The following is a 17,676-nucleotide window of genomic DNA, read 5'->3' as shown; positions in this document are numbered from 1 at the left end:
CAGGTGCGATGGCCCCACGTTCACCCGTTCCGGGGAAGCCCCGGGCCCGGCGGCGTCCGGCCAAGCGTAGGGCTGGGACGCTGCCCTCATGGCGCAGATCGAACAGTTGGCAGGTGGGACGGGGCTCCTGGCCGGTGGCACGGGCCTCGCCGGGCCGTCGGTGAACGTCTCGGTGGACACCGTGGTGGCACGGATGCGGGCGCTGCGCGCGAGCCTGCCGCCCAAGGACGGGCTCGCCGTCTTCAACCGGGTCTATCTGGCGGTCACCGAGGAGATCGGCCGGGGCGTCACCCGGGGCGCGTTCGCCGACCCCCGGGCCACCGCGACGCTGGACGTGCTGTTCGCCGGGCGGTATCTGCGGGCGGTCGACACGGTGGCGACGGGGCTGCGTCCGCCCGCCTGCTGGCGGCCGCTGTTCCAGTACCGCCGCCACCCGGGCGTACGCCCGCTCCAGTTCGCGCTCTGCGGCATCAACGCCCACATCGGGCACGACCTGGCGCTCGCCGTCGTCGACAGCTGCCACCGCCTCGCCTGTGAACCGGCCGACCTGGAGGACGACTTCGACCGGGTGGGCGACCTGCTCGTGGCGCTTGAGGAGCAGGTGCGCGAGGAGCTGATGCCGGGGCCCGACCTGCTGGAGGTCGCGGACCCGCTGACCCATCTGCTGGCGTCCTGGAGCCTGGAGCGGGCCCGGGACGCGGCCTGGTCGTCGGCGCGGTTACTGTGGAGACTGCGGGAACTTCCGGACCTGTCCCGGGAGTTCAGGGAGAGGATGGACGCGGGTGTCGGCCTGGTGGGGCGGTGCCTGCTGACGCCCCACGTTGGTCCTTCTTCCGTACGAGGAGTTCTCCCATGGCAATCCGGCTCGGGCTCGGCATCCCGCAGATGAGGCAGTACGACATCGGCCGTGACATCCCGGCTGTGGCGCGCGCCGCCGAGGAGACGGGCTACGAGAGCCTGTGGGTCTTCGAGCGGGTGATCTTCCCGACCCCGGCGACCCAGGGGTTGTACGGGATACCGGGCCTGGCCTGGCCGGACGGCTACCGTTCGGTGGCCGACCCGCTGGTCTGCCTCGCGCTCGCCGCCGCGGCCACCGAGCGGGCCCGGCTCGGCACCAGCGTGCTGGTGGCGCCGCTGCACATCCCGTTCCAGCTGGCCCGCTCGCTCGCCACCCTGGACGCGGCCAGCGGCGGCCGGGTGGTCGCGGGGATCGGCACGGGCTGGTCGCACGACGAGTACGCGGCGGCGTCCGTGGCGCCGTTCGAGAAGCGCGGCAAGGTGCTCGACGAGACGCTTGATGTGTTCGCGGCCGTGTGGGGCGCGGACCCGGTCTCGTACGAGGGCGAGTTGACGACCATCGCCCCCTCCGAGGTCGGCCCCAAGCCGGCCCGGCCGATCCCGGTGTATCTGCCGGCGGGCAGCCCGAAGGCGGCCCGCCGTCTGATCGACCGGGCGGACGGCTGGATGCCGGGCGCCTTGGGAGCCGCGCAGCTCGCCGAGGAGTGGACCGTGATCCAGGCCCTGGCCGCCGAGCGCGGCCGCGAGCGCCCGGTCGAGGTGTGCGTGCGGGTCAACGCCCGCCATATGCCGAAGCCGTACGACGGCGCCGACCGCCCGCCCTTCACCGGCAGCACGGCCCAGATAGTCGAGGACCTGGTGGCCCATGCGCACGACGGCATAGGCGAGTTCCTGATCGACCTCCAGGCCACGCCCCGCGACGCGGAGGAGCTGAAGGACGTGGCGGCGGAGGTCTACGCGCAGGTGCGCGCGGCGGGGCTGTAGCCCGGAGCGAGCGGGACGGCGAAGGGCCCGGGGGCAACAGCCCCCGGGCCCTCAAGTCCCGTATCGCGCCCCGGAATCAGTCCTCCGGCAGCTCGACCGGCGCGATCTCGTCGTACACGTCGCCCGGACCGGGGTTGGTGCCGTCCGTGCCGCCGCCGAGGTGGTGCATGACGCCCCACACCGCGTTCAGCGCCGTCTGCACCGCGCCCTCGGCCCAGCCGGCCGTCCAGGAGATGTCGTCGCCCGCGAGGAAGATGCCCCGCTTGTCCTCGGGCAGCGTGTCCTGCATGAAGTGCGTGAACAGGCGTCGCTGGTAGCGGTAGTGGCCCGGCAGGTTCGCCTTGAACGCGCCCATGAAGTAGGGCTCGTTCTCCCACGACACGGTCACCGGGTTGCCGATGATGTGCTTCCGGATGTCGACCTTCGGGTAGATCTCGCCGAGCGACTTGAGCATGACCTCCATGCGCTCGTTCGCCGACAGCGGCAGCCACTTCAGGCTGTCGTCGCACCAGGTGTAGGACAGGCAGATGACGGCGGGCTTGTCCGGCCCGTTGTCGAGCAGATACGTGCCACGGGTCATCCGGTCGGTGAGCGTCATCGACATGACGTCACGGCCCGTCTCCTCGTCCTTGTCCAGCCAGAACGGCCGGTCAACGGGGACGAACAGCTTCGAGGACTCCATGTAGTGGGTGCGCTCGATCGCCGTCCAGTGGTCGATCGGGAAGAGCGAGTCATCGCACTCGATCTTCGAGAGCAGCATCCAGGACTGGGCGGTGAAGATCGCGGCCCGGTACGTACGGATGTCGCCGGACGCGTCCGTGACGGTGATCCGGTTGCCCGCGGTGCGGTGCAGCCGGGTCACGGCGGGCTTCGGCGCGCCCTCGTGCAGCGAGGAGAGCGAGGTGCCCTGCGCCCAGTGCACGATCTTCTCCGGCTCGCGCTCCCACAGCCGCAGCGGCAGCTGCTGGGAGCCGCCGACGATGCCGCGGTGGTGGTCGTCGGCCTCGGTGTAGACGACCCGCAGGATCTCAAGGATGGAGTTGGGGAAGTCGGTGTCCCAGCCGCCGGTGCCGAAGCCGACCTGGCCGAAGATCTCGCGGGCCCGGAAGGACTTGAACGCCTCGGACTCGCAGAGGAAGCCGTAGAACGTCTGGTTGTCCAGCTTCTCGACGAGCTTCGCCCAGATCTCGCGGATGCGCGGGACATCGCGCTCGCGCATGGCGGTGTTCATGTCCGAGAAGTCGGCGCCCTCGTCCAGGCACGCGTTCCACGCGGCGGCGACGTCGCGGTAGACCTGCGGCAGGTCGGCGATCGTCTCGGCGTAGTGCGACTCGCCCTTGAGGTCGACGACGGTCGAGGGGGTCGCCTCGGCCAGCGGGTTCGGGAACGGCTCGGTGACCAGGCCGACGAGGTCGATGTAGTGCTGGAGCGCCGTGGAGGACGGCGGGAAGCGCATCGCGCCCATCTCGGCGGTCAGCTCGTCGGTGCCGGTGCCCTCGAAGCCGACGGTGCGCAGCCGTCCGCCGATCTGGTCGGCCTCGTACACGACGGGCTTGAGGCCCATCTTCATCAGCTCGTACGCCGAGATGATGCCGGAGAGCCCGCCGCCGATGACGGCGACCTCGGTGCCGTGCTCGGTCGCGGGTATCTGGCCGAGCCCGGCCGGGTGGGCCAGGAAGTCGTCGTACGCGTAGGGGAAGTCCGGACCGAACATGGTGATCGGCGGCTGGCCGTCGGTGTGCGGGACGGCAGTGGGCACCGTGGACGTCATGGGGTACGGACTCCTTGCGCAGGACGAAGGGGGGTGGGGGGCGGCCGGAGGGGTCCGGGTCAGACGAGGGAGGTGTAGAGGCCCGGGCGGCGGTCGCGCAGATACGGGTTGTTCGCGCGCGAGGCGGCCAGGAAGTCGGGGTCGGCCTCACCGATCACGAGCTCGGCCTCGCGGCCCGCACGGGCCCGGGCCGTTCCGTCGGGGCCGGCCAGACAGCTCAGCCCGACGAACTCGAACTCGCCCTCGGGGCCGGTCCGGTTGACGTACGCGATGTACATCTGGTTCTCGAAGGCGCGCACCGGGACCAGGGATTCGGCGACGAACTGGAAGGGGTGCATCTGCGCGGTGGGCACCAGGAGGAGGTCGGTGCCGGCCAGCGCGTGCGCGCGGACGTTCTCGGGGAACTCCACGTCGTAGCAGATCATCATCCCGAGCCGCAGCCCGCCGAGCTCGGCCTGGACGACCTGCGTCTCGCCCGGCGTGAACCACTCCTGCTCGAAGCAGCCGAAGAGATGGGTCTTGCGGTAGTTGGCCAGGCGCGTGCCGTCGGGGCCGATGAGCTGCGCGGAGTTGTAGACGGTCTCGCCGTCGCGCTCCGGGTAGCCGTAGACGACCCCGAGCCCGTGGCGCACGGCGATCTCGGCGACGGCCTGGGCGCCGGGCCCGTCGGCGGCCTCGGCCAGCTTGGGCACGTCGTCCCCGATGGCGTAGCCGGTCAGGAACATCTCCGCGCAGACGAGCAGCCCCGCACCGGCGGCCGCGGCCTTGCCCGCGGCCTCGTCCAGCACCCTCAGGTTCGCGGGGACGTCACCGGGACGGCCGGAGCTCTGGAGCAGGGCGGTGCGCAGCGGGGGCATGGCAGTCCTCGGAGGCGAAAGTGGTTGAAGGTGTCACGTAGACGGTACGTTCCGCCGTTCGACCCCGACAAGGCACGACTGTTGCGCGCCGGAGGATGATTCGTTGCGCGTCCGGGGCCCAGGGCGGCGATTCGTTGCGCGGCCCTGACGCGGCCTTGACGCCCCTTACGCCTTCAAGATCAGCAGGATCAGGCGGGCGAGCCCGAGGAGAAGCGCCTGAGCAGGGGCGAGAGCACCAGGACCGACTTGGTGCGCTCCACATACGGCTCGCCCGCGATCCGCTCCAGCACCCGCTCGAAGTGGCGCATGTCGGAGGCGAAGACCTGGACGATCGCGTCCGCCTCACCGGTGACGGTGGAGGCGGACGCGACCTCGGGGTACCGCTCGAGCCCGCGCTTGATGGACTCGGGCGAGGTGTTGCGACGGCAGTAGATCTCGATGAAGCCCTCGGTCTCCCAGCCGAGCGCCGCCGGGTCCACCCGGACGGTGAATCCGGTGATGGCCCCTTCGGCGCGCAGCCGGTCCACGCGCCGCTTCACGGCGGGCGCGGACAGCCCGATCAGCGAGCCGATGTCGGCGTAGGAGCGGCGGGCGTCTTCAGCGAGCGCGTGGACGATGCGCTCGTCGAGGTCATTGAGTCGCACTGCGGGTGGATCACTTCTCTGCGGATACGGTGTCCGAGGCCGTGGCCAGTCGGGAGCGGCGGATGCCGTATCCGAAGTAGATCACGAGACCGGCGGCCATCCAGTATCCGAAGTACTGCCATGTGATGCCGGAGAGGTTCCACATGAGGTAGCCGCAGGTGGCGAAGCCGAGGATGGGGACGACCCAGCCGAGGGGCACCCGGAAGGTGCGCGGCATGTCGGGGCGCGTACAGCGCAGGACGATGACCGCGATGTTGACCAGCGCGAAGGCGAAGAGCGTGCCGATGCTGGTGGCGTCCGCGAGGTTGCCGAGCGGCACGGCGGCGGCGAGCACACCGCAGAACAGCGAGACGACGACCGTGTTGGCGACCGGCGTGCCGCTGCGCGGGTTGACCTTGGCGAACACCTTGGGGACCAGACCGTCGCGGGACATCGCGAAGAGGATGCGGGTCTGGCCGTACAGCACGGTCAGGACGACGCTGGCGATGGCGATCACGGCGCAGGCCGCGAGCAGCGTGGCCCAGAACGAGTGGCCGGTGACGTCCTTCATGATTCCGGCGAGCGCCGCCTCGGAGCCCTCGAACTGCTTCCAGGGGCGGGCGCCGACCGCGACGAAGGCGACGAGGACGTACAGCGCGGTGACGATGACCAGCGAGAGCATGATCGCGCGCGGCAGGTCCCTCTTGGGGTTCTTCGCCTCTTCACCGGCCGTGGAGGCCGCGTCGAAGCCGATGTAGGAGAAGAACAGCGTGGAGGCGGCGCCGCTGACGCCGGCCCGGCCGAGCGGCATGAAGTCGGAGTAGTTGCCCGACTTGAAGCCCATGAAGCCGATCACGCAGAAGAGCACCAGGGCGGCGATCTTCACACCGACCATGATCGTGTTGGCGCGTGCCGACTCGCGGGCGCCGCCGAGCAGCAGGCCCATCGCGAGGACGACGACGAGCAGGGCCGGCAGGTTGAATATCCCGCCGTCGCCGGGGGGCGCGGACAGCGCGTCGGGGATGGTGACGCCGATCGTGCCGTCCAGGAACTCGTTGAGGTACTGCCCCCAGCCGACGGCCACCGCCGCCACCGAGACGCCGTACTCCAGGATCAGACACCAGCCGCAGATCCAGGCGACGAGTTCGCCGAGCGTTGCGTAAGCGTACGAGTAGGAGGAGCCCGCGACGGGGATGGAGCCCGCGAGCTCGGCGTAGGACAGGGCGGAGAAGAGCGCCGTGAGGCCGGCGAGCACGAAGGAGATCGTGACGGCGGGTCCGGCCTTGGGGACGGCCTCGCCGAGGACGACGAAGATGCCGGTACCGAGCGTGGCGCCGATGCTGATCATCGTGAGCTGCCACATGCCGAGGGTGCGGCGCAGGGTGCCGCCCTCGCCCTTGCCACCCTCGGCGACCAGGAGTTCTACCGGCTTGCGCCGCAACAGCGGATTGCTGGGCCGCCGCGCCCCCGTGGCCGGTTCCGCTGCGGTGGGGGGCGCTGTGCCGTGGTCCAACACTTCAGTGGGCTCCTTGTCGCTGCCTGGGGACAGCGACGACCGCGACGTTCCGGCCTTCGCGCACGAAGGGGCAAATCGGGCATGACGGAAGCACACCGTGGGCCGGTACCGCCGAGCAGGCGGTCGCCGCCACTCCACGTCTCGCGAGAACCATACGAGGTTCCGCTTCTCAGTCGTAATGCAGCAACCTTGCGCATCGGTGAATGATCATTGCGCACAAGGGCGACGCATGGGTGTTTGTTGCGCATCAGCGTTCGATCCATGCGTCAAGGGGCTTTGCCCTGGGGCTTCGTCAGTAGCGGTTACAGGGGCCCTGAGGGCTCGTATGGGAATGGCCCCCCGCGCAAAGCGCGGGGGGCCATTCCTCAGGGGCGCGGGGCTGTGACATTTGCGGCTCCGCCGCGTGGGCGCGACCAGCCACAACGGGCCAGCCGACGAACAACCGCCCCCGGAGCGCTAGCTCCAGCTGGCGTGCAGAGGCTTACCCTCCGCGTAACCAGCCGCAGACTGGATACCGACGACGGCCTTCTCCTCGAACTCGGCCAGCGAGCTTGCGCCGGCGTACGTACAAGACGACCGCACGCCCGCGATGATCGAGTCGATCAGGTCCTCGACGCCCGGACGGGTCGGGTCGAGGAACATCCGCGAGGTGGAGATGCCCTCCTCGAAGAGCGCCTTGCGGGCGCGGTCGTACGCCGACTCGTCGCTGGTGCGGTTGCGCACCGCGCGGGCCGAGGCCATGCCGAACGACTCCTTGTACAGGTGACCCTCGGCGGACTGCTGGAGGTCGCCCGGGGACTCGTACGTACCGGCGAACCAGGAGCCGATCATGACGTTGGAGGCACCGGCGGCGAGCGCCATGGCGACGTCGCGCGGGTGGCGCACACCACCGTCGGCCCAGACGTGCTTGCCGTACTTCTTCGCCTCGGCGGCGCACTCCAGGACGGCGGAGAACTGCGGGCGGCCGACGCCCGTCATCATCCGGGTGGTGCACATGGCGCCGGGGCCCACGCCGACCTTGATGATGTCGGCGCCCGCCTCGATGAGGTCCTTGACGCCCTCGGCGGCGACGATGTTGCCCGCGACGATCGGGACCTGGGGGTCCAGGCCGCGGACGGCCTTGATCGCGGAGATCATCGACTCCTGGTGGCCGTGCGCGGTGTCCACCACGATGGTGTCGGCGCCGGCGTCCAGGAGCTGCTTGGCCTTGCCCGCGACGTCGCCGTTGATGCCGACGGCGGCGGCGATGCGCAGCTTGCCGTTGGCGTCGGTGGCCGGGGTGTACAGGGTCGCGCGCAGGGCGCCCTTGCGGGTGAGGATGCCGGCCAGGCGGCCGTCCTTGTCCACGGCCGGGGCGTAGCGGCGGTTGGCGTTGTCGAGCTTGTTGAACGCCTCGCGCGGGTCGATGTCCGCGTCGAGCAGCAGCAGGTCCTTGGACATGACCTCGGAGAGCTGCGTGAAGCGGTCGACGCCGGTCAGGTCCTCGTCGGTGACGACGCCGACGGGCCGGTGGTCGCCGTCGACGACGACGCCCGCGTTGTGGGCGCGCTTGGGCAGCAGCACCAGCGCGTCGGCGACGGTCTGCGTCGGGGCGAGGACGATCGGGGTGTCGAGCACGTGGTGGCGCGTCTTGACCCAGGTGATGACGTCGGTGACGACCTCGATCGGAATGTCCTGCGGGATGACGACGAGCCCGCCGCGGCGGGCCACGGTCTCGGCCATGCGGCGGCCCGCGATCGCCGTCATGTTGGCGACGACGAGCGGGATCGTGGTGCCCGTGCCGTCGGGCGAGGAGAGGTCCACGCCCTGGCGGGAACCGACCGCGGAGCGGCTCGGCACCATGAACACATCGTCGTACGTCAGGTCGTACGGCGGCTTGATGTCGTTGAGGAAACGCACGTGCAGAACATCCCAGTCGATCGGAGTTACCCCAGGCATTTCAGCCGGGGCCAAACGCACGTACTTCATTGTCCCATGTCGACACGATTGCGCTGCCCGGGCCGATCGTCCAGGACTCGGGCAGGGCCCCTGGTGCGATCATCCGAAGGCGCCGAGCGCGAGCACCACGGCGAGGGTGCCGTCGCCGCCCGTGACGGCCGCCTCGGCCAGCACCTCGCGCGCGGTCAGCCACTCGTCCGGCCGCGCCTTCTCGTAGTCCTGCCAGCCGGTCACGACCAGCAGCCGGCCGGGCTGGGCGGGGCCCCAGTCGGGGTCGCCCAGGCAGTCGGCGAGGGCGTCCCAGTTGCGGCCGAACCACTCCGGCAGCCGCAGCGCGCGGGCGCAGCGGTCCATGAAGCCCGCCTTGTCGCCGACCCCGGCGAGGTCGAGGATGTCGACCTGCCAACCGCTGGCCCGTACGCCGTCGAACGCGTCGGCCGTCATCGCAGCACCGCCTTGAACGTCTTGTAGTGGTCGCCGGTGTAGTAGATCTCGCCACTCTGGCCGCTGATGAGGCGCCGGGTGCCCCGGTCGCGCGACTTGGGGGTGATGACCGTGTACTCGTGGTAGTAGCCGCGCTTCTGCTGCGGCAGGGCCTTCTCGAAGTTACCGAAGACGGTGCCGTCCTTGGCGTACGGGAACGGGCCGCCCTTGTCGATCAGGGTCAGGGTCTGCTGCGCCTCGGGCGGCAGCTGCGCGGCGCGGACCGTGGCCATGCCCTTGACCCAGCCGGGTGTGGCGGCGGTGCTGGAGGCGGTGGTTCCGGACGGTTTCACGTCGTGTTTGGACTTGCCGCCGCATCCGGTGAGCAGCAGCGCCAGACACGCAAGCAGGACGGGGACGGTCGTTCGGGCGTACCTGGTGAGCATGCGCACGATGGTCCCATCGCGGGACTGCGGACGCGAACGCGCCGGGTGACGATGGGGACATGCTCCTCGCCGACGTGGCCAGAACCTCCCGGGAGATCGCGGCGACGTCCTCCCGTACGGAGAAGTCCGCCCTGCTCGCCGGGCTGTTCCGGAACACCGCGCCCGACGAGGCGGCGCTGGTGGTCACCTATCTCGCCGGACGGCTGCCGCAGCGCCGCACGGGGCTCGGCTGGAGCACGCTCAAGGACCGCCCGCCGCCCGCCGGTTCCCCCACTCTGACGGTCCGCGAGGTCGACGCGACCCTGGACCGCGTCTCGGCCGTGGCCGGAAAGGGCGCGCAGGGCGAACGCGGGCGGCTGGCCCGGGAGCTGATGGCCGCCGCCACCGAGGACGAGCAGCGCTTCCTGTTCGGCCTGATCACCGGCGAGGTCCGCCAGGGCGCCCTGGACGCGGCGGCCGTCGACGGGCTCGCCGAGGCGACCGGCGCCCCGGCGGCGGACGTGCGGCGCGCGGTGATGCTGGGCGGTTCGCTGGGCACGGTCGCCGAGGCACTGCTCGGCGGCGGCGCCTCCGCTCTTGCCGCGTTCCGGCTCGATGTGGGCCGTCCCGTGCTGCCGATGCTGGCGCAGACCGCCAAGGACGTGGACGACGCGCTCGACCGGCTCGGCCCGTGCGCGGTGGAGGAGAAGCTGGACGGTATCCGGGTCCAGGTGCACCGCGACGGCGACGAGGTGCACGTCTTCACCCGTACGCTGGACGAGATCACCGACCGGCTGCCCGAAGTGGTGTCCGCCGCACGGGAGTTGACGGCTCGGCGGGCGATCCTGGACGGCGAGGTGATCGCGCTCGACCCCGAGGGGCGGCCGCGCCAGTTCCAGGACATCGCGGGCCGGGTGGGCTCCCGGCTCGACGTGGCGGGCGCGCAGGCCCAGCTGCCGCTGTTTCCGGTCTTCTTCGACCTGCTGTCCGTCGACGGCCGCGACCTGCTCGATCTGTCGGTACGCGAGCGCGGCGCCGAGCTCGCCCGCGTGACGCCCGAGCCCCGGCGCGTACGCCGGGTCACGGTCGAGGATCCAGACGATCCCCAACAGCGCGAAGCGGCACGGGAGTTCGCGGCCCTCACCCTTGAGCGAGGTCACGAGGGCGTGGTCGTGAAGGAGCTGGACTCGGCGTACAGCGCGGGCCGGCGGGGTGCGGCCTGGCTGAAGGTGAAGCCGGTGCACACCCTCGACCTGGTGGTGCTCGCCGCCGAGTGGGGGCACGGGCGGCGCACCGGAACGCTCTCCAACCTGCATCTGGGCGCGCGCCGCCCGGACGGCTCGTTCGCCATGCTGGGCAAGACTTTCAAGGGCCTGACCGATGCCCTGCTGGCCTGGCAGACGACACGGCTGCGGGAGTTGACGGTGGCCGAGGAGCCGTGGGGTGTGCGGGTTCGGCCGGAACTCGTCGTCGAGATCGCCTTCGACGGGGTGCAGAGATCGTCCCGCTACCCGGAGGGGGTGACACTGAGGTTCGCGCGGGTAGTGCGCTATCGCGAGGACAAGAAGGCCTCGGACGCCGACACGGTCGCGGCAGTGGTCGCGCTGCGCGCCGGGAGGGATTGAATCAGGTGCGGTCGCAACAGACACGGGAACACGAGCAGCGGGCACGGCAGGAGGCGGCACGGCTGGGCGCCGAGGGGGTCCGGGCGGTCGCGCTGACCTTCGTGGACAACGCGGGCATCGCCCGGGTGAAGGCCGTGCCGACGGCCCGTCTCGCCGCCGCCGTCGCGCGCGGGGTCGGCGCCTCGCCGTGCTTCGACGTCTTCCTGGTGGACGACTCGGCCACCGCGAGCCGGGACAGCGGCGGCCCGGACGGCGATCTGCGGCTCTTCCCGGACCTGGACCGGCTGACCGTGCTCGCCGCGCAGCCCGGCTGGGCGTGGGCGCCGGTGGACCGCTACGACCAGGCGGGCGCCGAACACCCGGGCTGCCAGCGGCTGTTCGCCCGCCGGATGGCCGAGCGGGCCGCCGAGCGGGGCATCTCGCTGCGGATGGGTTTTGAGACGGAGTGGACGGTCTCGCCGACCCTCGGAGGTCCGGCGTACGGGATGGCGCGGCTCGTGGAGCGGTCCGCGTATATGAACGATGTGGTCGCCGCACTGGTGGAGCAGGGTGTCAATGTGCTCCAGATCCATCCCGAGTACAACGAGGGCCAGTTCGAGGTGTCGGTGGCGCCCAGCGACCCGGTGGGCGCGGCGGATCTGGCAGTGCTGGTGCGCGAGACGATCCGCGCGGTGTCCGTACGGCATGAACTCACCCCGTACTTCGGCCCGATCGTCACCGCGGGCGGCGTCGGCAACGGCGGCCACCTCCACCTCAGCCTGTGGCAGGACGGCCGCAACCTGTGCCGGGGCGGCGACGGCCCGTTCGCCATGACCGCCACCAGCGAGGCGTTCCTGGCGGGCATCCTGACGGCCCTGCCCGCCCTCCTCGCCGTCGGCGCCCCCTCCCCCGCCAGCTATCTGCGCCTGGAACCCTCCCACTGGGCCGGCGCGTTCCAATGCTGGGGCCTGGAGAACCGGGAGGCCGCCCTCCGCTTCATCGCGGGCGCCCCCGACGACCCGGACGCCGCCAACGCCGAGGTCAAGTGCTTCGACCCGGCCGCCAATCCGTACCTCGTGGTCGGCGCGACGATCGCGGCGGGCCTGGCGGGCCTGGACGCCAAGGCGTCGCTGCCCGAGCCGGTCTCGGGCGACCCGGCGCACGACAGCGGCCAGCAGCGCCTGCCCGCCTCCCTGCCGGAAGCGCTCGCCCACTTCACCTCCTCGGACCTGCTGCGCGAGGCCATGGGCAGCAGACTCTTCGAGGCGTTCGCGGCCGTGCGGCACGCGGAGGCGGCCCTGTTCGAGGGCAAGTCCCCGCAGGAGATCGCGGACGCGACGCGGGGACGGTACTGAATGGCCCACGAGACGCCCGGGGAGACCGTGGCGGGCACGCTCCTGGACCAGCACTGCCACGGGGTACTGCGCACCGACCCGGACCTGGGTGCCTTCGAGGCGTTCCTGACCGAGGCGGACGCGCCCGCCGCGCCCGGCACCAGCTTCTTCGACACCCAGCTGGGCTTCGCGGTGCGCCGCTGGTGCCCGCCGCTGCTGGGCCTTGAGCCGCACAGCTCGCCGGAGCGCTATCTGGCCCGGCGGCGCGAGCTCGGCGCCCCGGAGGCGACCCGGCTGCTGCTCGGCGGCAGCGGCATCGGCGGCTACCTCATGGACACCGGACTGCCGGGCGACCTGACGACCCCGGGCGAGCTCGCCGAGCTCAGCGGCGCACCGGTGCACGAGATCGTCCGCCTTGAGCTGCTGGCCGAGCGGGTGGCCAACACGGCCCGGGACGCCGACCGCTTCCTCGCGGAGCTGGCGGCGGCGATCCGCTCGGCGGCGACGCAGGCCGTCGGCTTCAAGTCGATCGCGGCCTACCGGTACGGCCTGGATCTCGCCCCCGAGCCGCCCGCGCTGGCCGATGTGCGCGACGCCGCCGCGAAATGGCTGAAAAAACGTCCGGCGGGCGGCCGTCTGACCGATCCGGTGCTGCTGCGCCATCTGCTGTGGTCGGCGGTGCACACCCGGCTGCCGCTCCAGCTGCACACCGGTTTCGGCGACCCGGACCTACGGCTGGAGCGCTGCGACCCGCTGCTCCTGACCGACTTCATCCGCGCCTCGCGCGCGTCCGGCACCCCGCTGATCCTGCTGCACGGCTACCCGTACCACCGCAACGCAGCCTATCTCGCCCATATCTACCCGCATGTGTACGCGGACATGGGCCTCACCCTCAGCCACACGGGTGCCCGGGCCGGGGCCGTACTGGCCGAGATGCTGGAGCTCACCCCGTTCGGCAAGCTCCTGTTCTCCACCGACGCGTACGGGCTCCCCGAGCTGTACGTGGTCGGCGCCCGCCTCTTCCGGGAGGGCCTGGACGAACTGCTGGCCTCGTGGACGGCGTCGGGTGCGTGGTCGCGGGGCGACGCGGCCCGGGTGGAACGGCTGATCGCGGCGGACAACTCCCGCCGGGTGTACGGGATTTGACCGGTCTCGTACACGGGGCGTCCCGGGGCGACGGGCCCCGGGCGCCCTTCGGGCTCAGTCCCCGTCCGGGTCCGCCCGGTCGAGGGCGGGGCGGGGCTGCGGCCCCGTCTCGTGCAGCAGGAAGTCCGCCGCGGCCGTGTCCGTGACCAGGCTGGTCACCAGGCCGGACCGGAGCACCGCGTCGATCGCCGACGCCTTGCGCTGGCCCCCGGCGATCGCCACGACCTCGGGGATCCGGCGCAGCCGGTCCGCCTCGACGGTGATGCAGCGCTCCCCGAGGTCGCGGCCGACCCGGCGGCCGTCGGCGTCGAAGAGGTGCGCGGACATCTCGGCCGCGACGCCGAGCGAGGCGTAGTGCGCCCGCTCCTCGTCGGTCAGCATGTCGTGCACCGTCGAGATGCCCGGCTCCCACGACCCGATCGAGACCGCGGCGACCGTCACCTTGTCGAAGTACTCGAAGGCCCGCGCGATCCCGGTCTGGTTGCGCAGCGCGGCCGCGGTGGCCGCGTCCGGCAGCAGCATGGGCGCGTAGATCGGGTGGGCGTCACCGCCGGAGACCTGGGCGGCGCGCCGTACGGCCTCGACCGAGCCGCGCTCGGCGGTGCCCGCGTCGTACACACCGGTGAGCTGCACGACCGTGCACGGGGGCAGCCGGTCCAGGGCCGCCGCCATGTGGATGGTGGACCGGCCCCAGGCCAGGCCCAGCACATCGCCCTCGCTGACCAGCTCGCCGAGCAGGTCGGCGGCCACCTCGCCCAGGTTCTCCGGGTCCGGCGACGACTCGTCCTCGCCGGCCTCCGGGGACTCGACGACGACCGCGTGCCGCAGCCCGTACCGGGCGCGCAGCGCGTCCGAGCGCTCCGCGTCCAGCTCGGCCGGGACACGGATCTCGATCCGGACCAGGTCGCGCTCCAGGGCGGTCTCCAGGACCCGGGCCACCTTGAAGCGGCTGACGCCGAACTCCTCGGCGATCTGGATCTTGGATTTGCCCTCCAGGTAGAAGCGGCGGGCCATGGCCGCCGCCTGCACCAGCTCCGCGGGTCCCATCCGCAGGGCTGACCGACCCGCCGACATTGCAGACACCGCGATCTCCTCACTGCTGTTCACACTCTGGACTCGCTGTTCATCCTGTCAGATCCAACGGTCCTTGATCAGCCCCGTAGGGCCGCGTTCACCGAGCCGTGGCTCAGTGGCCGCATGCCCATGGGGCGCTCGCCGTGCTCTGTTCCGCCATGTTGCGCAGGGTACGCACCGCCTCGGCGGGGTCCTTGGCTCCGTATACGGCCGAGCCCGCGACGAAGACGTCCGCGCCCGCCTCCGCGCACCGCTCGATGGTGGTGGCCGAGACGCCGCCGTCGACCTGGAGCCACAGTTCGAGGCCGTGCTTGGAGATCAGCTCCCGGGTGCGGCGGATCTTCGGCAGCATGATGTCCAGGAACGGCTGACCGCCGAATCCGGGCTCCACCGTCATGATCAGCAGCATGTCCAGCTCGGGCAGCAGGTCCTCGTACGGCTCGATGGGCGTGGCGGGCTTGAGCGCCATGGACGCCCGTGCCCCCTTCGCCCGGATCTCCCGCGCCAGCCGTACGGGCGCGGCGGCGGCCTCGGCGTGGAAGGTGACCGATCCGGCCCCCGCCTCTACGTACTGCGGGGCCCATCGATCCGGGTCCTCGATCATCAGATGGCAGTCCAGCGGGGTCTCCGTCGCCCGGCTGAGGGATTCCACGACCGGCACGCCGAGCGTGAGGTTCGGCACGAAGTGGTTGTCCATGACGTCCACGTGCAGCCAGTCGGCGCCTTCGACGGCCTTGGCCTCCTCGGCGAGGCGCGCGAAGTCGGCGGAGAGAATGCTGGGGTTGATCTGAGCCATGCCCCAAGCCTGCCATGCCTCGCACCACTTGCCTGCCACGGTACGGATTCGGGGCCGCCGACCTGTCCGACGTACACCTGTCCTACGACTCGCCGGACCGGGACGCTCCGTGCAATCCTGGTGATTCAGGCCATCTCGGGAGCGGCACCCCGCGCCGAACGCGGGGCCATGGGGGACGTGATGTCCGACGCGCGCACTCGCCAGAACCGTGAGCAGGAACGCCCCGGAGCGACCGGGCAGGGCCCGGGCCCGCGCGGGGTGGCATGGCTGGTCTGCGGACGCCGTACCAAATGGCTCGTCCTGATCCTGTGGCTGATCGTCGTCGCGGTCGCCTTCCCGCTGGCCCAGAAGCTCAGCGACGCCCAGGACAACGACGCCACCTCATGGCTGCCGGGCAGCGCCGAGTCCACCCAAGTCTTCGACTCCGCAAAGGCGTTCAGGCCCGAGGAGGTCCCGGCGATCGTCGTGTACGCGCGCGACGGCGGCCTCACCTTCGCCGACAAGCGGAAGATCGGCGCGGACGCGACGGCGATGCGCGCGCTGAGCGCGGACGGGATCCAGGGCGCCCGCGTCCAGGGCCCGCAGTTCGACGCCAAGGCGACGGCCGCGCAGATCCTCGTGCCGATCAAGCTGGACAAGAACGGCTGGAACCACATCGCGGACGCCGTCGACAAAGTACGTGACCGGTCGGGCACCACGCAGAACGGGCTCCAGGTGCACATCACCGGCCCGGGCGGCGTCTCGGCCGACTTCGCCAAGGCCTTCTCCGGCATCGACTCGACCCTGCTCTTCTCGGCCCTGTCCGTGGTCGTGGTGATGCTCCTGATCACGTACCGCAGTCCGACGCTGATCCTGGTGCCGGTGATCTCGGTGGTCTGGGCGCTCTCCGCCGCGCAGGCGCTGATCTATCTGCTGGCCCGGCACGCGGGCCTGACCGTCAACGGGCAGAGCGCGGGCATCCTGACCGTGCTCGTCTTCGGCGCGGGCACCGACTACGCGCTGCTGCTCGTCTCCCGCTACCGCGAGGAACTGCGCCGCCACCAGGACCGCCATGAGGCGATGGCGCTGGCCCTGCACCGGGCCGGGCCCGCGGTCCTGGCCAGCGGCGCCACCGTGATCCTCGGCATGCTGGTGCTGATGACGGCCGAGATGAACTCCACCAAGGGGCTCGGACCGGTCGCCGCCATCGGCGTCGGCGTGGCACTGCTCGCCATGCTCACGCTCTTCCCGGCCCTCCTGGTGATCTTCGGCCGCTGGATCTTCTGGCCGGCCCGGCCCGTGTACGGCTCCCCCGACCCGACGGCCCACGGCGTCTGGGCCCGGGTGGGCGGCCGGATCGCGGCCCGCCCGCGCACGGTCTGGGTGACCGCCGCCGTGATCCTCGCGGCCCTCTCCTTCGGCCTGCTCCAGCTGAAGGCGAACGGTCTGAGCAACGCGGACTCCTTCACCGGCAAGCCCGACTCGATCGTCGGCCAGGAGGTGCAGGCCGCCCACTTCCCGGCGGGCAGCGGGGACCCGCTGGTGATCGTCGCCTCGTCGGACAAGGCGGCGGACGTCGGCCGCGTCGTCGCCGCCACCCCGGGCGTGGTGCCCACCTCGATCGGTACGCCCCCGGGCACCGCCGCCGAACACGACGGCAAGGTCCTGCTCGAAGCCACCATGACCGCGCGCCCGGACAGCTCGGCCGCGCACCAGACCGTCGTACGGGTACGGGACGCGGTCCACGCGGTGCCGGGCGCCGACGCCAAGGTGGGTGGCGGCACGGCCTCCGTCCTGGACATGGAGAAAGCCACCACGCACGACAACAAGCTGGTCATCCCGCTGGTCCTCGTGGTGGTGCTGTGCGTCCTCGGCATCCTGCTGCGGGCGCTGGTGGCGCCGCTGCTGCTCATCGTGACGGTGGTGCTGTCGTTCGCGGCGGCGCTCGGCGTCAGCGCGCTCGCCTTCCGCCATGTCTTCGACTACGCGGGCGAGTCCACCGACTTCCCGCTGTTCGTCTTCGTCTTCCTGGTGGCCCTCGGCATCGACTACAACATCTTCCTGTCCACCCGCATCCGCGAGGAAGCCGCCCGCCAGGGCACCCGCCCGGGCGTCGTCACCGGCCTGGCCGCCACCGGCGCCGTGATCACCTCGGCCGGTCTGGTCCTGGCGGGCACCTTCGCGGTCCTGGGCACGCTGCCGATGACGGGCTTCGCGGAGATCGGCTTCGCGGTGGCGCTCGGCGTCCTGCTCGACACGTTCGTGGTCCGCTCGATCCTGGTGACGTCGCTGTTCCTGGACGTGGGGCGGAAGGTGTGGTGGCCGCACCGGCTGTCGCACGAGCGCGAGGAGGTGGCGGTGGCCCCGGACCGGACCACCGCCTGAGCGGCGCGTCTTCTGTCAGCCCG

15 protein-coding genes are annotated in these 17,676 nt (G+C 71.4%); 6 read left to right on the top strand and 9 right to left on the bottom strand.

Annotation, left to right across the window (positions count from 1 at the left end):
- The first annotated feature begins 88 nt into the window (after positions 1 to 88).
- Both ACT1U9_RS26735 and ACT1U9_RS26730 read left to right on the top strand, forming a co-directional pair.
- Complete coding sequence (locus ACT1U9_RS26735) at positions 89 to 889, top strand: DUF5995 family protein (protein ID WP_444535171.1); 801 nt, start codon at positions 89 to 91, stop codon at positions 887 to 889.
- On the top strand, positions 853 to 1,782 hold the full coding sequence (locus ACT1U9_RS26730) for an LLM class F420-dependent oxidoreductase (RefSeq protein ID WP_444535170.1): 930 nt from the start codon (positions 853 to 855) through the stop codon (positions 1,780 to 1,782). Before ACT1U9_RS26735 ends, ACT1U9_RS26730 begins: the two co-directional genes overlap by 37 nt.
- Before the next feature lie 76 nt (positions 1,783 to 1,858).
- Here the strand turns inward: ACT1U9_RS26730 and ACT1U9_RS26725 are convergent, their stop codons facing one another.
- The 7 genes from ACT1U9_RS26725 to ACT1U9_RS26695 form a co-directional block, all read right to left on the bottom strand.
- Complete coding sequence (locus tag ACT1U9_RS26725) at positions 1,859 to 3,553, bottom strand: flavin monoamine oxidase family protein (protein ID WP_444535169.1); 1,695 nt, start codon at positions 3,551 to 3,553, stop codon at positions 1,859 to 1,861.
- Between the two features lie 59 nt (positions 3,554 to 3,612).
- Complete coding sequence (locus ACT1U9_RS26720) at positions 3,613 to 4,410, bottom strand: carbon-nitrogen hydrolase family protein (protein WP_444535168.1); 798 nt, start codon at positions 4,408 to 4,410, stop codon at positions 3,613 to 3,615.
- 188 nt (positions 4,411 to 4,598) lie between these two features.
- Positions 4,599 to 5,054, bottom strand: a complete 456-nt coding sequence (locus ACT1U9_RS26715; RefSeq protein ID WP_188275095.1) for an Lrp/AsnC family transcriptional regulator — start codon at positions 5,052 to 5,054, stop codon at positions 4,599 to 4,601.
- Positions 5,055 to 5,064: 10 nt separating this feature from the next.
- Positions 5,065 to 6,549: an amino acid permease gene (locus ACT1U9_RS26710; RefSeq protein WP_444535167.1), complete on the bottom strand. Its 1,485-nt coding sequence runs from the start codon at positions 6,547 to 6,549 to the stop codon at positions 5,065 to 5,067.
- Positions 6,550 to 7,005: 456 nt separating this feature from the next.
- Positions 7,006 to 8,391, bottom strand: coding sequence for a GuaB1 family IMP dehydrogenase-related protein (locus ACT1U9_RS26705; protein ID WP_444539254.1), 1,386 nt, complete (start codon positions 8,389 to 8,391; stop codon positions 7,006 to 7,008).
- Positions 8,392 to 8,586: 195 nt separating this feature from the next.
- Positions 8,587 to 8,931: a barstar family protein gene (locus ACT1U9_RS26700; RefSeq protein ID WP_444535166.1), complete on the bottom strand. Its 345-nt coding sequence runs from the start codon at positions 8,929 to 8,931 to the stop codon at positions 8,587 to 8,589.
- Complete coding sequence (locus ACT1U9_RS26695; RefSeq protein ID WP_444535165.1) at positions 8,928 to 9,356, bottom strand: ribonuclease domain-containing protein; 429 nt, start codon at positions 9,354 to 9,356, stop codon at positions 8,928 to 8,930. The genes ACT1U9_RS26700 and ACT1U9_RS26695 overlap by 4 nt, the downstream gene beginning before the upstream one ends.
- 59 nt (positions 9,357 to 9,415) lie before the next feature.
- On the opposite strand from ACT1U9_RS26695, the gene ACT1U9_RS26690 reads away from it, so the two are divergent.
- From ACT1U9_RS26690 to ACT1U9_RS26680, 3 genes are read left to right on the top strand one after another with little or no spacing between them, the layout of a single operon-like run.
- Positions 9,416 to 10,960: an ATP-dependent DNA ligase gene (locus ACT1U9_RS26690; RefSeq protein WP_444535164.1), complete on the top strand. Its 1,545-nt coding sequence runs from the start codon at positions 9,416 to 9,418 to the stop codon at positions 10,958 to 10,960.
- Positions 10,961 to 10,965: 5 nt separating this feature from the next.
- Entirely contained in the window at positions 10,966 to 12,294 is a 1,329-nt protein-coding gene (locus tag ACT1U9_RS26685; RefSeq protein ID WP_444535163.1) for a glutamine synthetase, read from the top strand.
- Positions 12,295 to 13,419, top strand: coding sequence for an amidohydrolase family protein (locus ACT1U9_RS26680; protein WP_444535162.1), 1,125 nt, complete (start codon positions 12,295 to 12,297; stop codon positions 13,417 to 13,419).
- 54 nt (positions 13,420 to 13,473) lie between these two features.
- On the opposite strand, the gene ACT1U9_RS26675 is transcribed toward ACT1U9_RS26680, so the two are convergent.
- Both ACT1U9_RS26675 and rpe read right to left on the bottom strand, forming a co-directional pair.
- Positions 13,474 to 14,526, bottom strand: coding sequence for a sugar-binding transcriptional regulator (locus ACT1U9_RS26675; RefSeq protein WP_188275103.1), 1,053 nt, complete (start codon positions 14,524 to 14,526; stop codon positions 13,474 to 13,476).
- 79 nt (positions 14,527 to 14,605) lie between these two features.
- On the bottom strand, positions 14,606 to 15,289 hold the full coding sequence (gene rpe, locus ACT1U9_RS26670; RefSeq protein ID WP_444535161.1) for a ribulose-phosphate 3-epimerase: 684 nt from the start codon (positions 15,287 to 15,289) through the stop codon (positions 14,606 to 14,608).
- Positions 15,290 to 15,469: 180 nt separating this feature from the next.
- Between rpe and ACT1U9_RS26665 the strand changes: the two genes are divergently transcribed.
- Positions 15,470 to 17,653 carry an MMPL family transporter gene (locus ACT1U9_RS26665; protein ID WP_444535160.1) on the top strand — a complete coding sequence of 728 codons (2,184 nt, stop codon included), beginning with the start codon at positions 15,470 to 15,472 and terminating at the stop codon, positions 17,651 to 17,653.
- Positions 17,654 to 17,676: the final 23 nt, after the last annotated feature.

This window comes from Streptomyces sp. BR1 (assembly GCF_052373795.1).
Classification (GTDB): domain Bacteria; phylum Actinomycetota; class Actinomycetes; order Streptomycetales; family Streptomycetaceae; genus Streptomyces.
Note: the sequence above shows the minus strand (reverse complement) of the source record. Positions and strands in the feature narration are given on the sequence as shown.